The following is a 16,141-nucleotide window of genomic DNA, read 5'->3' on the forward strand; positions in this document are numbered from 1 at the left end:
TACCGTTCGGTCGGCTCCGGGCTGGGCCGATTGAGCGTAAAGGGTATTTGGATCCTACGATGGAAGCCATTGTTCGCCGCAAGCTGTCTCACGAGGTTCTCGATCGCCTGATCGGCGCCATCGAGGCGGGGGAATACGAGCCCGGTACGCAGCTGCCCTCCGAGCGGGAACTGATGGCGCGTTTCGGAGTAGGGCGGCCGGCGATCCGTGAGGCCATGCAATCCCTGCAGCAGATGGGCCTGATCCGGATCAACCACGGCGAGCGGGCCCGCGTGATCCTGCCGACCCCGGAGACGATCATCGATCAGATTTCCGGAGCTATGCTCCAGCTTCTGTCGAGCAATCCTCGCGGGCTGCAGGATTTGAAAGAGGCGAGGGTGTTCTTCGAGGTCGGTCTTGCCCGCGTGGCAACACAGCGCGCCACCCGCGATGGTCTGGAGCAACTGCGCCGTGCTCTCATTGCCTGTCAGGATGCTCGCGGTGATGTGGCCCGGTTTGTTGCGGCCGACATGGCTTTCCACCGGCAGATTGCCGCAATGTCAGGCAACCTCCTCATCGCGGCAATCAGCCAAGGCATGCTCGAATGGCTCAGCCGCTTCAAGCGGGAACTGGTCTCTGCCCGCGGTGCCGAGCGGCTGACCCTTGAGGAGCACGAGCGGATCTATAAGGCGATCGCAGCTGGCGACGCGGATGCCGCCGCAAAGGCCATGTCCGACCACCTGACTCGCGCCAACTCCCTCTACTCGGTACTCGCATTGGGCGCGGTCGAAGATTGAACTGCTGCCTCGGCCCGGCGTAGCCGCATCATTGTGGCCAGGCAAGACAGCGCCTTTTCGCAGGCGCTGATCAAGCTCCGCGCGCAACGGCTGTCCGGGGCCGTCAGATAAATAAATTTCCATTCCAGACACTGCACCAGCAACAAGTAGGCTTGTCGATTTTTCACAACTGGTATAATCATCATCCAATATAACTGGTGAGAACATCAGCTGGAGGAAACGTGCGATCTGTCAGTTGGGCGATGCTGCGCCTGCCCCATTCTGCAGCTCGTAAAGTCCTCTTCCATGATTGCCGCACCGCCCTCGCTTCGACCGACAAATGGAAGCTGCCGTGATGAGCCCAACGCGCATCGAAGCCGATTATCTTATCGAAACAGCCTTTGACCCTCGCAAGGCCGCAGAAGCTATGGCTGGGGAGCAGTCAAGCGGCACCTTTGTTCCCATTCCGGGAGAAACCCCCGAGCTCAAGGAGCGTTCTGCGGCGCGCATTGAAAGTCTCGAGGTCATCGAGGAGGTGGATGAGCCTTCTCTTCCAGGTGCCGGTCATCCGAGAGGTCAGGGGCCAACATATCGGCGCGCACGTGTGACGCTGTCTTGGCCGCTTGATAACATCGGCCCGTCATTGCCCAATCTCGTCGCAACCGTAGCCGGCAATCTCTTCGAGCTGAAGCAATTTTCCGGTCTGCGCCTGCTTGATATGCGCCTTCCGTCTGCCTTTGCTCAGTCTTACCTGGGACCGAAATTCGGCATCGCGGGCACCCGCCGACTGGCAGGGATAGAGGGACGGCCGATCATCGGCACGATCGTCAAACCGAGTGTTGGCTTTGGGCCCGATGAAACAGCCGCTCTCACCAGGACGCTGTGCGAGGCCGGAATCGACTTCATCAAGGATGACGAACTGCAATCCGACGGACCTCTTTGTCCCTTCGACGAGCGTGTGCGGGCCGTCATGCGCGTCATCAACGAACATGCGGACCGCACGGGAAAGAAGGTGATGTTCGCCTTCAACCTGACCGGCGACCTCGATCAGATGCGCCGTCGTCATGATCTCGTGCGGGATCTCGGCGGCACCTGTGTCATGGCGAGCCTCAACTCGGTCGGCCTCGTCGGAATGATCGAGTTGGCTCGGTTCACCGAACTCCCCATCCATGCTCACCGCAATGGCTGGGGCTATCTTTCGCGATGCCCTATGCTCGGCTGGTCCTATGTCGCCTGGCAGAAGATCTGGCGCTTGGCGGGTGCGGACCACATGCACGTCAACGGGCTCAGCAATAAGTTCTGCGAGAGCGACGAGAGTGTCATTGCTTCCGCACGTGCGTGCTTGACGCCTATGTTCGATGAAAAACCCTGTATCGTCATGCCGGTCTTCTCGTCGGGCCAGTCGGCCAAGCAGGCGCCAGGAACGTTTGCTGCCCTTGGCACAACGGACCTCATCTTTGCTGCAGGCGGCGGCATCATGGCTCACCCCGACGGTCCTGCTGCCGGCGTCGCGAGCCTGTGTGAGGCATGGGAGGCCGCGACTGCCCGTATTCCTTTGGCTGAATACGCGAAGGAGCGTCCTGCACTTGCAAAGGCGCTGGAGACGTATGCCGCATGAGCCAGAGAGGGCAATATCTGCCGGATGGCCTGCTCCTCGCCTATTATGGTGACGATTATACCGGCTCCTCGGCTGTCATGGAGGTGATGACCTTCGCGGGTCTTCCCGCTGTGATGTTTCTCGATGTGCCCACGCCAGACCAACTCGCCAGCTTCAGTGGTTATCGGGCTATCGGCATTGCCGGCATTTCCCGTTCGCAGAGCCCTGCCTGGATGGAGGAGCATCTGCCGCCGATCTTCCATGAGCTTGCGAAACTCGGTGCGCCTGTCGCTCATTACAAGATCTGTTCGACCTTCGATTCCGCGCCCCATGTAGGCTCCATCGGCAAGGCGATCGAACTAGCAGCCCCCATTTTGGGTGGAGCTTGGCATCCGCTTGTGGTCGGTGCTCCTGCGCTGGCTCGCTATCAGACCTTCGGCAACCTGTTCGCAGTCGTTGCGGGGGAGGGGCACCGATTGGATCGTCATCCGGTCATGGCGCGCCATCCCGTGACGCCGATGGATGAGGCGGATGTTCTCCGGCACCTCGCCAGGCAGACGAGCAAGGCCAGCGGCCTTGTCGACTTCGTGTCCATGAAGCAGGGAAGGGCGGACGAAAGGCTGAAAGCCCTCATATCCGATGGCGCCGAGGTCGTCGCTCTGGACGTCCTCGATGAGGAGACGCTTGCGGAGGCTGGCCGTCTCATGTGGGAGCATCGTGGGGAACGTATGCTCGCCATAGGCTCCCAAGGTATTGAATATGCGCTGGTCGCTCACTGGCGAAAGCGCGGCCTGATTTCACAGGAGCCGCCCGCTGTTCAGGCGTCTTCCGTTGAGCGAATGATCGCCGTATCCGGGTCCTGCTCCCCCATCACGGCAGGGCAGATCGCGTATGCCGAAGCCAATGGATTTGCCGCTCTGCAGCTCAATGCGACACGTGCTGTCGACGCGGGCGAGTGGCAACGTGAGATTGGCAGGGCGACAGAGCTGGCGCTACGTCTGCTCGGCGAGGGCAAGGACCCTCTCGTTTACACGGCCAGAGGGCCGGATGACCCCGCCGTTGCGGATCTAGCTCGCGCTATCAGCTCAAGCGGGGCTCATTCCGGCGCTGTCAACGACCGAATAGGCGACGGCCTCGGGCGGCTGCTCGACGCCACTTTACGTGAGAGCCGCCTGAAGCGCGCGGCTATTGCCGGCGGTGACACCTCAGGACATGCCAGCCTCGCACTCGGGATTTACGCTCTCACGGCACGTGCACCCATCGCTCCAGGGTCGCCTCTGTGCCTCGCTCATTCCGAAGATCCTGCCCACAAGGAGCTTGAGATCACCCTCAAGGGTGGGCAGGTCGGAACGCCTGACTTCTTTTGCGCCGTAAAACGGGGTGGCGCCCCCGGTCACAATGGAGGAACAAGGAAATGACGAAAATTGCATTGCTCGGCGCAGGTGGAAAGATGGGCGTTCGCCTCGCCTCCAACCTAAAGGACTCGCCGTATGAGGTTGCTCATGTGGAGGTTTCAGAGGAAGGACGCCAGCGCCTCAAGACGATAGTCGGCGCGGATTGTGTTAATCGGGACGTCGCCCTCGGACAGGCCGATGTCGTGATCATGGCGGTGCCGGACCGTCTGATCGGCAAGATCGCTCATAGCTTCATTGATGTCGTGAAGCCTGGCACCGCCATCATCATGCTCGATGCCGCGGCACCTTACGCGGGTGAGCTGCCGAACCGCACCGACGTCACCTATTTCGTGACTCACCCCTGCCATCCGCCCATCTTCAACGATGAGGTCGATCCTGCGGCGAAGAATGACTTCTTCGGAGGAGTCAAGGCAAAGCAGCATATCGTGTGCGCTCTCATGCAAGGCCCGGAAGAGCACTATTCTCTCTGTGAGGATGTTGCGCGTACGATCTACAAGCCTGTGATGCGGTCGCATCGCTGCACCGTCGAGCACATTGCCATCATGGAGCCTGCACTATCGGAAACAATTGGTGCCACGCTGTGTCTTGCTCTGCGTGAAGCGACCGATGAGGCTGTGCGCCGTGGCGTGCCGCGCCAAGCAGCCATCGATTTCATGTTGGGCCACCTCAACATCGAGCTGGCGATCGCTTTCGAAGCCTTTCCGGAAGGGAAGTTCTCGGACGGCGCCCTTTATGCTATTGACCAGGCGCGTCCGCAGATATTTCGAGAGGGTTGGCTCGAACGCATCTTCGACCCGGTTGCGGTCAAGAAGTCCGTCACGGAAATCTGTAATCCATCCCAAGCCGCGTAGTAAGGTTCGAGAGCAGGGCGGGCGATCTCGTCTGTCCTGTTCAGGATGGCACTGCGGATTAGAGGCTATCGCTCGTTTGAAGTTTTGATCGCGAGTCAAACGAGATACCGTCTTACATCGGCAACATTCTCTTGCTGATCATGAACCTGCCCCTCGTCGGTGTGTTCTCGCGCGTGCTGACGCTCCCGAATTGGTTCCTGGAATCCTGGTTCTGTCCATCGTGGGTGTCTGCTCAACCCATGCCAGCGTGCCGAATTGTCGAGTTCTTCGATGGTTCCCGCTTCTGGCGGAGCGCCGGCGAGCGCGGCCAGGAAAGCTTTCCGGCGCGTGCGTCAGCTGCTCGCCCGGCCGAAGCGGACCTTCATGAAAGGGAGGGGATCGTCAGTGGTTGATCCGGAACCGACCTTGCGAACTGGTGAAGCCAGGACGCCTGTAAAGCTCAGGTTGGCGACAAAAATGGATCGTGTCGGTCGACCAGGATGCAATGAGGTGCTATCAGCACCGCACCGACAGGATGGTGGATTACGCCAGTGCCGCACCGACTTCGCAACCGGTCGAAGAGGCGGCACGAAATGCCCAAGTTTTGAGCAGAATGTGCCGGGGCCCTGGTGAGCTCCGGCGAACATTTTTGGCCTGCGGTGGGGCTGAAGTCGATCCCGGCTGTCATGCAGGAACTCGGCTGGAAAACCTCCTGCGGCTGCGCCAAATGCCGGCCGGCCCTGAACTACTATCTTTTGTGCGAATGGCCAGAAGAGTACAAGGATGATGGCCGCTCCCGCTATATCAACGAGCGCATTCACGCCAACATCCAGAAGGATGGCACCTATTCGGTCGTGCCGCGCATGTGGGGTGGACTGACCAACCCGCGTGAGCTGCGCGCCATCGCGGATGTAGCCGACAAGTACAACGCCCCAACCGTGAAGGTCACGGGCGGTCAGCGCATCGATCTGCTCGGCGTGCACAAAGAGGATCTGCCGGCGGTCTGGGCCGATCTCAACGATGCCGGCATGGTCTCCGGCCATGCCTATGCCAAGGGTCTGCGCACTGTGAAGACCTGCGTCGGCGCTCGCAGCGTACAGCACAGACCGATCCTTGGGCCGAGCGGGCTGCCGGACGCGATGCGCATGAATTCAACCCTATGGCCAATTTCACCCTCGCGGAGGCGGTGGAATGAGCGATTGGATCGATGTAGGTGCGGTCGATGACGTGCCGGCTTTGGGCGCGCGCGTCGTGCAGGCGCCAGGTAGCGACATTGCGGTGTTCAAGGCAGACGACGGAACGCTCCTCGCGTTGCGAGATCGCTGCCCGCACAAAGGTGGCCCCCTGTCGCAGGGCATCGTGCATGGTCACTCGGTGACGTGCCCGCTGCACGACTGGGTAATCAGCCTGGAGAGCGGCGAGTCGCAGGGCGCAGATCATGGGTGCGCGCACAAGATCCCGCTGCGCATCAACGGCACGCGCATCCTAGTTGCTGCCTCGGCACTCTTGCCCAAAGCGGCATGAGAAGTTCGGTGCGGCTCAAGTTGGACGATATCCCCCCTTGCAGCCCCTCACTTGGCTTCGGCTGCTCTGCACTCAGGAAAGGATCTTCGATGGCTTACCTTGCACCTGCCGAGTTCATGACCAAAATGGTCGATGCCGGCGAATCCAAGATCTTTATGTCGGCGCGGGACACGATGATCCGCGCCTATATGGCCGGCGCCATTCTGGCGCTTGCAGCCGCTTTGCGGTCACCATCACGGTCCAGACCGGCTAACCTCTCGCCGGCGCAGTTCTGCTTCCGGTGGGGTTCTGTATGCTCTACCTGATGGGTTTTGATTTGCTGACCGGCGTCTTTATGCTCACCCCTCTTGCTCTCATCGACAAGCGATCGGGCGCGAGCATGAGCGGTATCCTGCGCAATTGGGGTCTCGTGTTCGTAGGAGATTTCGCTGGCGCGTTCACGATCGCTGTGATGATGGCGATCATCTTTACGTTTGGCTTCGCCCAGGGGCCGGACGCGATTGGTCAGAAGATTGGCGCGATCGGGGAGGGACGGACTATAGGGTACGCAGCCCACGGTGCTGCAGGCATGCTCACGCACTTCATCCGCGGCGTACTGTGCAACTGGATGGTTGCAATGGGCGTCGTAGGAGCCATGATCTAAACCTCGGTCTCAGACAAGGTGATCGCCATGTCGATGCCGATTATGTTGTTCCTCTACATGGGTTTCGAGCATTCCATTGTGAACATGTTTCTTTTCCCCTCGGGAATCTTGCTCGGCGGCAACTTCTCGATCAAGGATTATTTGATCGGGAACGAGATCCCGACCGTCATCGGCAACCTTGTTGGTGGTCTGCTGGCCTTCGTCGGACTGACGCTCTACTCGAACCATGTGCGCACCGGCGCCAAGCGCAACGCCGATCTCGGAGCAGGTATAGCCGCTTTCCCTGCCGAGTGATTCAACTCAGGCTGGAACCCCGCCCGAGAGCGGGGCTCTCATTGATGGTGTTTCATGACGTGCCCACTGACGATCTCAATCGGGCAGCACTCCGAAAAGGGCTCAAAGAGGCCAATCAGGACTTCCACGGCGCCCTGATCCCGACTGGGCCGGCCCTCGCCCTCAAGGGCATAGCCATCGCGATCGCGGACGGGGGCAGCACGAGTTCCGTAAGCCGCATCGCCGCGGAAGCGGCAGTCAAGAGCTTTTTTGACAGACTACTACTGCACCTCGGATGCTTGTGTCGTCAGAACGGCAGCGCAGCGGGTTATCAGCGCGACCAACTCATGGCTTCATGCGGAGGCGCGACGCGGCCGATACGCTAGTGACATGGACAGAGGCTATGTCTGCACTTTCACGGCGATGGTCTTGAAATCTTGCCTCGCGCACATCTTTCAGATCGGAGATTGTCGCTTGAGCCGACTGGCGGGACGCGTTCTGGAGCCGCTTGCTGACGATCACCGCATCAACATATCTCCTTCAAAAGAGCTATCTCTCCAGAGCTCTAGGCGCAAGACCGAGTGTCGAAATCAATTATCGAGCGGTTCCGCTGCGGGTGGGTGATCTCTTTATTTTCTCAGCGACGGTGTGCATGAGCACGTTAGTGGCACCATGGTTGCAAGCGCCGTCAAAGCACATGCAGGCGACCTTGACCGCGCTGCGCGCATGATCGTGGAAGAGGCGCTGCGGGCATGTAGCCGCGATAATTTGACGGTTCAGATCGTGCGGATCGATGCAGTGCCGGATGGAGAGGCAGGCGATATCATGGCCGAAGCCGCCGATGTCGCGCCGCCACCGGTCCCCCAAGCAGGCAGCTTGCTGGACAGCTACAGGATTTTGCGTGAACTCCACTCCAGCAGCCGCAGTCACGTCTATCTGGCCCGGACACGTTGACCGATACACGTGTGGCTCTCAAGGTGCCATCAATCGATCTGCGACATGGTTCCGACCATCTGAGGGGCTTCATGATTGGGGAGTGGATCGCAAGGCGTCTGAACAGCCCCCATGTACTCAAAGCTCTGCTCCAGTCTCGTAAGCGGAGTCATCTCTATGTCGTGACGGAGTACATCGAGGGCCAAACTCTGGCCCAGTGGATGATCGCCCATCCTTGCCCGGAACTGGAGATTGTTCATGGAATCGCTGAGCAGATCGCAAAGGGCCTGCGTGCATTTCACCGCCTTGGGATAGTGCATCAGGATGTGCGACCGCACAATATCATGATCGACAAAACCGGTACGGTGAAAATCATCGACTTCGGGTCCACGCGCGTTGCCGGGGTCGTTGAGTCCGCGCCGCAGGCGGATCGTGACGATATCCTCGGCACAGCGCAGTACGCGGCTCCAGAGTATTTCGTCGACAGAGAAGGACTTGGCGCTCCGATCTGTTCTCGCTTGGTGTGGCTGTCTACCAAATGCTTACGGGGCAGCTTCCTCATGGCGCCGAGGTTCCAAGGACGCGCAGCCGATCACAGCAGAGCTGGCTGCATTACGTTCCGGCGTCAGAGATCAACCCACTGGTGCCAGACGAGATGGATCAGGGGTTGCGCAAAGCCGTGCATCCGAATCCTATAAAGCGATACGATGCACTTTCGGAATTCACATTTGATCTGCGATAGCCCAATCCGACTTTCCTGAGGACGGATCGCGCGCCGTTGGCGCAACGTAACCCTATCGTGTTCTGGAAATGTATCTCGAGCATTCTTGCGCTGGCTGTTACCCTTCTGCTGTGGCGACTGACTATTCGCGGATGAGATGAGGCTCCGTCACGAGGTATTCTGCGGATGATTGAAGTCAGCTTCTGGCACGTTCCGGAATTCTATCAGGCGACCAGAGTTGTGCGGTCAGCGGACCTCCCCCGGGGCTCGTTTTACCTTACAGATGCGACTGTTATCGAATGGCGGCACTAGCAGGCCCGAATTTATTTTCGCGTCGGCTTCGGAGCGTTTCAGAACGCATTATATGCCCTTGCGTGTAGGAGGCTGAACAGTGCGGAGCGAATGAACAGGATACCGGACAGAAGGCATTGGAGTGGCTCAAGCATGACTTGCATGATGTTGAGCATCGTCCTTACGATGAGGCTTTGACCGAACTAGTTGGTGTGAATGATCTTGCGCTCTCGTTCAGTGAGGACCGGCGGTTCGCCGCGCTCGTGAGAGGCTTGCCTGAGCTTTTTCCGGATCGGGATGGACCTTCGGATCATTGGCCGCCGACCTCAGCTTTGTCTCATCAATGCCCAAGACGGTTATTCGGGGACATACCTCTGCAGCCTGGCTATCGCCACATGCCGCGCATCTTCGCGCCCACATCAACGCGAACGCCTATTGTCGTGGTAGATGAACTTGCCGGGTCCGGCACAGCCAGGGGCCATGACACCCGCTCGAACAGCTTCAGGAGGCTACTCGGAATGAAGCGAGTGCGGGCGGCATAGACATGGCGACCACCTGTCGCGGATTGCTGGTGCGTGAAGAACCGCTGCGGCACGATGAGATGCAGGTGATCCTTGGCCCGCGTCATCGCAACGTACAGCAGCCGGCGCTCCTCCTCGATCTCCGCCGTGGTCCCAGTACCCAGATCGGAGGGGATGCAGCCATCGACCACGTTCAGGACGAACACCGACTTCCACTCCTGGCCCTTGGCGGAATGGATCGTCGACAGGATCAGGTAGTCCTCGTCACGCAGAGGCACACCGGCCTGATCGCTCGTGGCATCCGGCGGATCGAGCGTGAGCTCCGTGAGGAAACGCTCGCGGGAGGGATAGCTGGCCGCAATCTGCTCCAGCTGGACCAAGTCGGCTTTGCGTGTCGTGGCATCCTCATGCATGCGCTCGAGATAAGGCTCGTACCAAGTCCGCGCGTACTCAAGTTCAGCCGGCCAGCCTGCCATGCCGGCGCGTAGCTGTGCAATCGCGTTGAGAAAGGCATGCCAGTCGTCGCCCGCCCGGGGCGGGGCAGGGGCTTCCATCAGAGCTTGGATCGGATCGGCGGCGTCATGCATGCGATCGAGCACCCGCTGGGCCGAGGTTGGGCCGACACCCGGCAGAAGCTGCATCAGCCGGAAGCCGGCGACCCGATCGCGCGGGTTCTGGACGAACCGCAGCAATGCGAGCAGATCCTTGACGTGAGCGGAATCGAGGAACTTGAGGCCGCCGAACTTCACGAAGGGAATGTTGCGGCGTGTCAGTTCCACCTCCAGCGGCCCGCTGTGATGGGAGGTCCGAAACAGCACCGCCTGCTGCTTGAGGCTTATGCCGTTTTCGCGGTTCGCCAGCACCTGCTCGACCACGTAGCGGGCCTGATCGGCCTCGTCGCGCACGGCCACCAGCTGCGGCCGCTCGGCGGAAGTCCGGTCGGTCCAGAGATTCTTGGTGAAGCGTTCGGAGGCAAGCTCGATCACCGCATTGGCCGCGGCCAGGATCGGTTGGGATGAGCGGTAGTTGCGGTCTAGGGTGACGATCTCGGCCGGCGGGTTGAACTGGGTGGGAAAGTCCAGGATGTTGCGGACCGTAGCCGCCCGGAAGGAATAGATCGACTGGGCATCGTCCCCAACCACAGTGAGGCCCTGACCGTCCGGCTTAAGGGCGAGCAGGATCGAGGATTGGAGCCGGTTGGTGTCCTGATACTCGTCGACGAGAATATGGTCAAAGCGCCCGCTAAGCTCGGCTGCGATCGAGGGCTCGGCCACCATCTGAGCCCAGTAAAGGAGGAGGTCATCGTAGTCGAGGACGTTCTGGTGCTGCTTGGCCTCGACATAGGCCGCAAACAACTGGCGCAGTTCGGCAGCCCAGCCCGCGCACCACGGGTAGGAGGTCCGCAGCACTTCATCGAGAGCCATCTCGGCATTCACACAACGGGAATAGATCGACAGACAGGTGCTCTTCGCAGGGAATCGGCTCTCGGTCGTGGAGAAGCCGAGCTCGTGCCGGACGAGGTTCAGCAGGTCGGCCGAATCCTCGCGGTCGTGGATGGAGAACGCTGGATCCAGCCCGATCGCGGGCGCGTAGTCGCGCAGGAGCCGGGCGCCGATGCTGTGGAACGTGCCGGACCAGGTGAGGGCATCGGTCATCACGCCCGCGTTCTGACCCAGGACCTGTCCTGCGATCCTCTCGACTCGGCGCGCCATCTCGGCCGCGGCCCGGCGGGAGAAGGTCAGGAGGAGGATGCGGCGTGGATCGGCCCCGTTGACGATTAGATGGGCGACGCGATGCGCAAGCGTGTTGGTCTTGCCCGATCCCGCCCCGGCGATGACCAGCAGCGGTGCGGCCGAAGTTGAGCCGCTGGCCAGGACGCCGTGCTCGACCGCCTGACGCTGCCGCGGGTTAAGTTGGTCAAGGTAGGCAGGGTTCGCAGGCACGGTCGAATCATTCCTCATGGGCCACTATTGACCCCGATTCCTGTTTTGTTCGCAACGGCCCAGCTTGTCGCTCTGAGATAAGATCGCGACAATATGTTCTATATTTGTTCTATCTTTTCGTTGCGAGGAACTGTAGGGTTCGGCTCCTTCTATTGAGCACAGGATTCGGGATGAGCATGGATAAGGCCAAGGCGATCGAGACCGCCGTCAGCCAGATTGAACGCGCCTTTGGCAAGGGCGCCATCATGCGCCTCGGCGGCGATCAAGTCATTGAAGTGGAGACGGTTTCCACCGGTTCGCTGGGCCTCGACATCGCGCTCGGCGTCGGCGGTCTGCCACGTGGCCGGATCATTGAGGTCTATGGACCGGAATCGTCGGGTAAGACGACGCTCGCGCTCCAGACCATCGCCGAAGCTCAGAAAAAGGGCGGCGTCTGCGGCTTTATCGACGCCGAGCATGCTCTGGATCCGGTTTACGCCCGCAAGCTAGGTGTGAACCTGGACGATCTCCTGGTGTCTCAGCCTGACAACGGCGAGCAGGCGCTCGAGATTGCCGACACGCTTGTCCGCTCGAGCTCCGTAGACATTCTCGTCATCGACTCGGTTGCGGCTCTGACGCCGAAGGCCGAGATCGAAGGCGAGATGGGCGAGAGCCGCCCCGGTCTCCAGGCGCGCTTGATGAGCCAAGCCCTGCGCAAGCTCACCGGTTCGATCAGCCGCACCAATACGATGGTGATCTTCATCAATCAAATCCGCATGAAGATCGGCGTCATGTACGGAAGCCCTGAGACGACGACGGGCGGTAATGCGCTGAAGTTCTACGCCTCGGTCCGGCTCGACATCCGCCGGACCTCGACCCTGAAGGACCGCGACGAGCCGATCGGCAACCAGGTGCGGGTGAAAGTGGTCAAGAACAAAGTGGCTCCGCCTTTCAAGCAGGTCGAGTTCGACATCATGTTCGGCGAGGGCATCTCCAAGATGGGTGAGCTGATCGATCTCGGGGTCAAGGCCAACGTCGTGGAGAAGTCCGGGGCTTGGTTTTCTTATGACAGCCAGCGCCTCGGCCAGGGCCGTGAGAACGCCAAGACCTTCCTGAAGGACAATCCCGAGATTGCGGCCGAGATCGAAGGCAAGATCCGCCAAAATGCCGGTCTCCTGATTGCGGAGCTACAGGGCAACGATGACGCGACCGCATCAGAGGATGCAGCCTAAGGATAGCCCCTGAAGTAGAGGCCTATCCCCGCGTGTCGGACGGCTCCTCGTCCTACGGGAAAGTAAGAAGGCCGCCTACAACGAGGCGGCCTTTTCCTAGTCTGAGGCGTCTAAGCCGCTGTTAAGCGGCCTCGGCGACAGGAGCGGGGCCGGCCGCATCCATCGCCCGCATGTAGACGTCAAGCAGGCTGTCGTGCTCGTCGCGCTCGTCCTGATCCTGTTTGCGCAGCTTGATGATCTCCTTGAGGATCTTCACGTCGAAACCCTCACCCTTTGCTTCGGAGAAGATTTCTTTCTTGGCTTCGTTCAGTTCCTTAATCTCGTTCTCGATCTGCTCGATGCGCTCCACGAACGAGCGGATCCGATTGCCTGGAATTCCGACGACGTCACTCATGGCTTCTCCTTTGCCGTACGCAGGCCGGCACTATCGGGCAGGGGAGTAAGCACCCCGTTAATCCAGAGCAGCAGATGCATAAAAAGCGATCAACGGGAATATTAGGAGCAGCGGTATCCGGAACATCACATTACGGTTCGGGCACGTGGATCTTATTCGCGGAAATTTGGAGGGTGAATCCGCAGATCCAGTGACGAACGTTCCCGACGCATAACTACATTCGACGATGAGGCATCGGTTGGGCGAGGTGTTTATGAGGGCAGAAACGGCGGCGAACACTCTCATGTCGCAATGAAGGACCTTATCTCGCGGCTCGGAAACGCTCGAAGGCCGTAATCCGCCGGGTGAACGGCTCCACGTCCCTGCGGTAGATCTCCTGCCGCAGGAACTTCACCTCCGTTTCATACGCATCCTCGGCGATCTCGATGAACCAGGACTTGGGGCGACCGTCCTTGCCGTCGTTCCAGCGATAGCCTCGCTTCTTGAGATCGTCCTTCATGTCGAAGGGAGAGCCTTCCGCCCAGACCTGCAGAAGGGCCTTTCGGGCCGAGGCCAGAAGATAGGACATGGCACAGCCTGTACCACTGGGAAGGGGAGCCGCCAGCACCTCCAGAAGGGCATGGCAGTCCTCCACGGCACGATGACCCTGATGAAACCAGCCGCAGTGAGACAACAGGTAACCGAGCTTCGAGCCTTCGAAGCCGAATTCGGACCAGGACACCTCCGCATGGGAGCAGGCCCAGGCCTTCAGAGCGAAGCCGGGAGTCAGACGCTCGCAGAAAGGGCGATCGAAGCGAGCATTGTGGGCGATCACCAGATGGGCTGACTGTATGAACGCCTCGACGGCATCAAGATTGATCGTTTGGCCCTTCACCATCTCGGGCGAGATCCCGGTCAAGCGTGTGATCTCAGGCGTGATCGGGACAGACGGCTCCCGTAAGGCATTGAGGGTGCCGACGACATCTCCGATGCGACCGTCCTCATCATACGAGAACGCCACCATGCCGAGCTCGATGACTTCGTCCCGGGTGTGATCCAGTCCTGTGGTTTCGGTGTCGACAATGACCGCGAGCTTTTCGCCCGGTACTGCCTTGCGGGACGTGACCACGGGCCGAGGCAGAAGGCGGCGCAGGATACGATACTGCCCGCTTGCCTCCAGGGCATGGGCGGCCGTCTCGAAGTCCGCAGGATCGAGCCGGAAGGCCCGAGCCTTCTTTTGAAACTCAGAGGTAGCGGGCATTTTGACCGGTGCCGATGTCTCGTTCAATCCAAGAAACAGATCGGCCTGTCCCTGCATATGGTCCCATTCCTGCGACAATCGTGGCGCTGTAACTTTGATGAATGTCGGCAACCGTAAACCGGGATGAGTCGCCATAAGGTTAAGGACTGATCGAGATCTGCCGAATGAAGGATCGACCAGTGCGGTTCACCTCGAGGGGCATTGCCGCTACAGACCAGGCAGCGATTCAAACAAGATGGCTGATCTGGATGTCGACCTGGCGAGACGAGAAGAACCAGACTGCGCGTGCCCGGCTTGAGAAGCGCCTCTCCGCGTCCTTCCCGCCCTGCGTTCTATCGCATGCCCTACGGCAGCCGCTGATCCCCCCGACGCAGCGCAGAGCCGTGGAGTCGTATTGGCGCCATCGCCCGCTCCTCGCCGACCGTCTGGCGCGGGCCCTCGCGGCCAGGAGCGGACAGCCCGCAGAGTGGCAGTGGCGGCTCGGATCTGACAAAGCGTCCGGCCTGCCGCTGTCATTCCGCATGCCGCCCGCGCCGTACAGAGAATCCGCCTTCATGCGTGGTCCGGGGCATTGTTGCCTCTGCGGACAGCCTGTCTTCCGGCTGGGCTGGCATCGCGATCTCTGGGGTGACGGCAAATTCAATAAGAATGCCACTTGGCATGCCGCATGTGTCGTGGCCTGGCAGCTCTGGACCGCACCTACCGATCATCTGAGAATGCTCAAGCTGCGCCAGAACAGGAAGTGCGCCGCGACCGGACGTCGCCTGCTCAGGACCGCTGAGGTGGATCACCGCGTTCCGCTCTTTGCCGTCTGGTCCGAGCATCGCTCGCGGCCTTGGCCGGACCTGCTGGCGTTCTGGGGTGCGCCCAATCTCCAGGTGATCAACAAGGCGGCTCATCAGGAGAAGTGTGCTGAAGAGGCGGCGGAGCGATCCAGGCACCGAAAAGTCCTGTTGCCCTCAAAAGAGAGCAGCGTGGAGGATCTCTCGTCCTAGCGATTCGGAGTGGCCCGATACTGACATGCATGAAAGTTCGCAGATGGCTATTCTCAGGAGCCTCCGCACTCACGCAGCAAAAAAGCAGGCGCTTGTGGCACACTGTGTCTTCCGCCTCTCCGCTAGAAGTGCTCCGCCGCTGCAAGAGCCTCTGGAACGTGCTCAATATGCATACCGTTTCCTGCGCGCCTCCTTCTATGAGGGCAGAATCAAGGGCGAGTACATTTTGGTGTTGGATAGGTAAGTCAACCAGTCGAGTGAATGTAGCGATGAAACAACATGGGACAGGTGGCGAGAGGGCGGCCCTGTAGATCGTATAAATGTAGAGCATATCCACTTAGACGTGCCTGTTCTATCCTTTCCACATGCAAACGGTCGTCACTGGAGGCAATCATCCAGTAACAGGCTACAGACATGTCTTGTGAGAGCGATCACGCTGACGCAGATGGTCATGATAACATTGAGCGGTGCTACATGGATCTTTTCGGTTCCATTTGTTCCTGCTGGCCGCGACGTCCCGAACAACCCGGATCCATCAGGATCTTCCATCCAACACTACAGGCAGGTTAATAATCATCTGGGACGAACAGCATGACTGAATCGCCGCAGCAGCCATTCCGAGCTTTCTCGGAATGTTGTCACGGAACGGCAAATGATGAGTCCAGCGAGGCCTGGTCCCGCGCGGTGAGCAGACCTTCACGTAGTACGACTGAACTTCCCACTTTGACCGATGCCGTTGAAAAACTCCGCCGGTTGAGCGGCTGGGTGCCCGGGGCTCGCCTCTTAACGGCTGGGGTAGAGGTAACTGGAACCCGAGGCCGTGGGCCTCAGCCTGCCACCCCGCTCAGGCGGCCA

At 60.0% G+C, this 16,141-nt stretch carries 10 protein-coding genes and 3 pseudogenes; 10 read left to right on the forward strand and 3 right to left on the reverse strand.

The window, feature by feature from the left end; genetic code table 11:
• Nucleotides 1-59: 59 nt before the first annotated feature.
• From nanR to GR328_RS24830, 8 genes and pseudogenes are all read left to right on the forward strand, one after another.
• A complete protein-coding gene (nanR, locus tag GR328_RS24795) occupies nucleotides 60-776 on the forward strand; it encodes a transcriptional regulator NanR (RefSeq protein WP_160888338.1) in 717 nt (238 codons plus the stop codon).
• 334 nt (nucleotides 777-1,110) lie between these two features.
• Entirely contained in the window at nucleotides 1,111-2,373 is a 1,263-nt protein-coding gene (locus tag GR328_RS24800; protein WP_205790286.1) for a ribulose-bisphosphate carboxylase large subunit family protein, read from the forward strand.
• Complete coding sequence (locus tag GR328_RS24805; protein WP_160888340.1) at nucleotides 2,370-3,770, forward strand: four-carbon acid sugar kinase family protein; 1,401 nt, start codon at nucleotides 2,370-2,372, stop codon at nucleotides 3,768-3,770. Before GR328_RS24800 ends, GR328_RS24805 begins: the two co-directional genes overlap by 4 nt.
• Complete coding sequence (locus tag GR328_RS24810; RefSeq protein ID WP_160888341.1) at nucleotides 3,767-4,618, forward strand: phosphogluconate dehydrogenase C-terminal domain-containing protein; 852 nt, start codon at nucleotides 3,767-3,769, stop codon at nucleotides 4,616-4,618. The genes GR328_RS24805 and GR328_RS24810 overlap by 4 nt, the downstream gene beginning before the upstream one ends.
• Before the next feature lie 635 nt (nucleotides 4,619-5,253).
• A pseudogene (locus GR328_RS24815) lies at nucleotides 5,254-5,685 on the forward strand (nitrite reductase large subunit); the annotation flags it as partial.
• A gap of 103 nt (nucleotides 5,686-5,788) precedes the next feature.
• Entirely contained in the window at nucleotides 5,789-6,121 is a 333-nt protein-coding gene (nirD, locus tag GR328_RS24820; protein WP_160888342.1) for a nitrite reductase small subunit NirD, read from the forward strand.
• Nucleotides 6,122-6,210: 89 nt separating this feature from the next.
• A pseudogene (locus tag GR328_RS24825) lies at nucleotides 6,211-7,058 on the forward strand (formate/nitrite transporter family protein).
• A gap of 54 nt (nucleotides 7,059-7,112) precedes the next feature.
• Nucleotides 7,113-8,847, forward strand: a pseudogene (locus GR328_RS24830) (bifunctional protein-serine/threonine kinase/phosphatase).
• Nucleotides 8,848-9,367: 520 nt separating this feature from the next.
• Here the strand turns inward: GR328_RS24830 and GR328_RS24835 are convergent.
• Nucleotides 9,368-11,464 carry an ATP-dependent helicase gene (locus tag GR328_RS24835; RefSeq protein ID WP_160888343.1) on the reverse strand — a complete coding sequence of 699 codons (2,097 nt, stop codon included), beginning with the start codon at nucleotides 11,462-11,464 and terminating at the stop codon, nucleotides 9,368-9,370.
• A gap of 152 nt (nucleotides 11,465-11,616) precedes the next feature.
• On the opposite strand from GR328_RS24835, the gene recA reads away from it, so the two are divergent.
• Nucleotides 11,617-12,657, forward strand: coding sequence for a recombinase RecA (gene recA / locus GR328_RS24840; RefSeq protein WP_246216080.1), 1,041 nt, complete (start codon nucleotides 11,617-11,619; stop codon nucleotides 12,655-12,657).
• Between the two features lie 121 nt (nucleotides 12,658-12,778).
• Here the strand turns inward: recA and GR328_RS24845 are convergent, their stop codons facing one another.
• Nucleotides 12,779-13,051 carry a DUF2312 domain-containing protein gene (locus tag GR328_RS24845; RefSeq protein WP_160888344.1) on the reverse strand — a complete coding sequence of 91 codons (273 nt, stop codon included), beginning with the start codon at nucleotides 13,049-13,051 and terminating at the stop codon, nucleotides 12,779-12,781.
• Between the two features lie 301 nt (nucleotides 13,052-13,352).
• On the reverse strand, nucleotides 13,353-14,348 hold the full coding sequence (locus GR328_RS24850; protein ID WP_160888345.1) for a 3'-5' exonuclease: 996 nt from the start codon (nucleotides 14,346-14,348) through the stop codon (nucleotides 13,353-13,355).
• Between the two features lie 191 nt (nucleotides 14,349-14,539).
• Here GR328_RS24850 and GR328_RS24855 point away from each other — a divergent pair, with 191 nt between their 5' ends.
• On the forward strand, nucleotides 14,540-15,286 hold the full coding sequence (locus GR328_RS24855; RefSeq protein ID WP_160888346.1) for a hypothetical protein: 747 nt from the start codon (nucleotides 14,540-14,542) through the stop codon (nucleotides 15,284-15,286).
• The last annotated feature ends 855 nt before the right edge of the window (nucleotides 15,287-16,141 follow it).

Source organism: Microvirga makkahensis (assembly GCF_009830105.1).
In the GTDB taxonomy this organism is placed as follows: Bacteria; Pseudomonadota; Alphaproteobacteria; order Rhizobiales; family Beijerinckiaceae; genus Microvirga; species Microvirga makkahensis.

Excerpts from the sequence above, each read along its gene's own strand:
- GR328_RS24800 (WP_205790286.1), top strand. The coding sequence starts at position 1,111 with ATGAGCCCAACGCGCATCGAAGCCGATTATCTTATCGAAACAGCCTTT.
- GR328_RS24805 (WP_160888340.1), top strand. The coding sequence starts at position 2,370 with ATGAGCCAGAGAGGGCAATATCTGCCGGATGGCCTGCTCCTCGCCTAT.
- GR328_RS24810 (WP_160888341.1), top strand. The coding sequence starts at position 3,767 with ATGACGAAAATTGCATTGCTCGGCGCAGGTGGAAAGATGGGCGTTCGC.
- recA (WP_246216080.1), top strand. The coding sequence starts at position 11,617 with ATGAGCATGGATAAGGCCAAGGCGATCGAGACCGCCGTCAGCCAGATT.
- GR328_RS24835 (WP_160888343.1), bottom strand. The coding sequence starts at position 11,464 with ATGAGGAATGATTCGACCGTGCCTGCGAACCCTGCCTACCTTGACCAA.
- nanR (WP_160888338.1), top strand. The coding sequence starts at position 60 with ATGGAAGCCATTGTTCGCCGCAAGCTGTCTCACGAGGTTCTCGATCGC.
- GR328_RS24855 (WP_160888346.1), top strand. The coding sequence starts at position 14,540 with ATGTCGACCTGGCGAGACGAGAAGAACCAGACTGCGCGTGCCCGGCTT.
- GR328_RS24850 (WP_160888345.1), bottom strand. The coding sequence starts at position 14,348 with ATGCAGGGACAGGCCGATCTGTTTCTTGGATTGAACGAGACATCGGCA.
- nirD (WP_160888342.1), top strand. The coding sequence starts at position 5,789 with ATGAGCGATTGGATCGATGTAGGTGCGGTCGATGACGTGCCGGCTTTG.
- GR328_RS24845 (WP_160888344.1), bottom strand. The coding sequence starts at position 13,051 with ATGAGTGACGTCGTCGGAATTCCAGGCAATCGGATCCGCTCGTTCGTG.